Annotated in this window: 1 protein-coding gene; it reads right to left on the bottom strand. The window is 67.3% G+C overall.

Annotation, left to right across the window (positions count from 1 at the left end):
* Nucleotides 1–50: 50 nt before the first annotated feature.
* Nucleotides 51–1,003, bottom strand: a 953-nt coding sequence (locus WEE69_09845) for a hypothetical protein (GenBank protein ID MEX1145596.1), incomplete at its 5' end; no start/stop codon positions are given.

The raw sequence follows: 1,003 nt of genomic DNA, 5'->3' as shown, positions 1-1,003 counted from the left end.
ACCCCGGGCCGCGCCCGGGGCCGACTGCTCCTGCTTCAGCCCGGGCGGGTTTATGCACCCACCGCCCGGCGCCGGCGGAACCTGCGGCTGGTCAGCAGCACCAGCACACTGCCGATACCGAGCAGCCACAAACCCGTCTTGACGAGGATCTCCGACGCCGAGCCCGTGAAGGGCAGAACGCCGGCGACACTGCCTGGCCTCGTCACGACCTCTGTCAACACCTCGACCACGCTGACGCTCGCCGGCGCAGTCGCGGTCACCGGTGGCCCGTCCGCGGGATCTCCCACGACGTTGGCCGTGTTCGGGATCACGGTTCCTGCCGGCAGCCCGACCCCGACAGCGACGACGAAGCTCACCGTCTTCGTCTGACCGGGATCGAGCGTGGACGGAAGCGGGAAGTACGGCCCGCACGTGACGAGCTGGCCAACCGCCGAGCAGCCATCGGGCGACGACACGAACGTGAACGCGCTGTCAAGATCGTCGGTGAAGATCACGTTGTGAAGCGGAACACCCGACGTGTTCGTGGCGACGAGCGTGAAGGTCACGTTCGAGCCGGCCGTGACCGCCGACGGGTTGGGCGTCTTCGTGAGGCCGATCCCCGCCGGGTTGTTCACGAACGTGCACACGATGTTGTCGCCGGTGTTGACGTTCAGCGTGCCGCCATGGACGGTGGTCGTGACCGGCACGTTGTTCGGCCCGCTGGCGCAGGTGACACCGCCATACGAGAAGTCAGCCTGCACCGGGATCTCGGTGAGGGTGAGCGGGCTCCCCGAGTTGCTGACATGGTCGACCGCGAACACGGCGTTGTTGGTCTGCTGACCGAGGAGGCTCGTGGTGCCGTTGGCCGTGAAGAGCGCTGGGTCAGAGCCACCGGGCAGCAACCCGTCGAACGTCCACCCGGCCACGGGCGTGGTGTCCGAGCCGATGTTCTTGACCACGGTGACCGTGGCCGTGTTCGTCGTGTTGGTGAACGTGCAGACGATGTCATCGCCGGTGTTCACCG

Source organism: Acidimicrobiia bacterium, assembly GCA_040881685.1.
Classification (GTDB): Bacteria; Actinomycetota; Acidimicrobiia; order IMCC26256; family PALSA-555; genus SHVJ01.
Note: the sequence above shows the minus strand (reverse complement) of the source record. Positions and strands in the feature narration are given on the sequence as shown.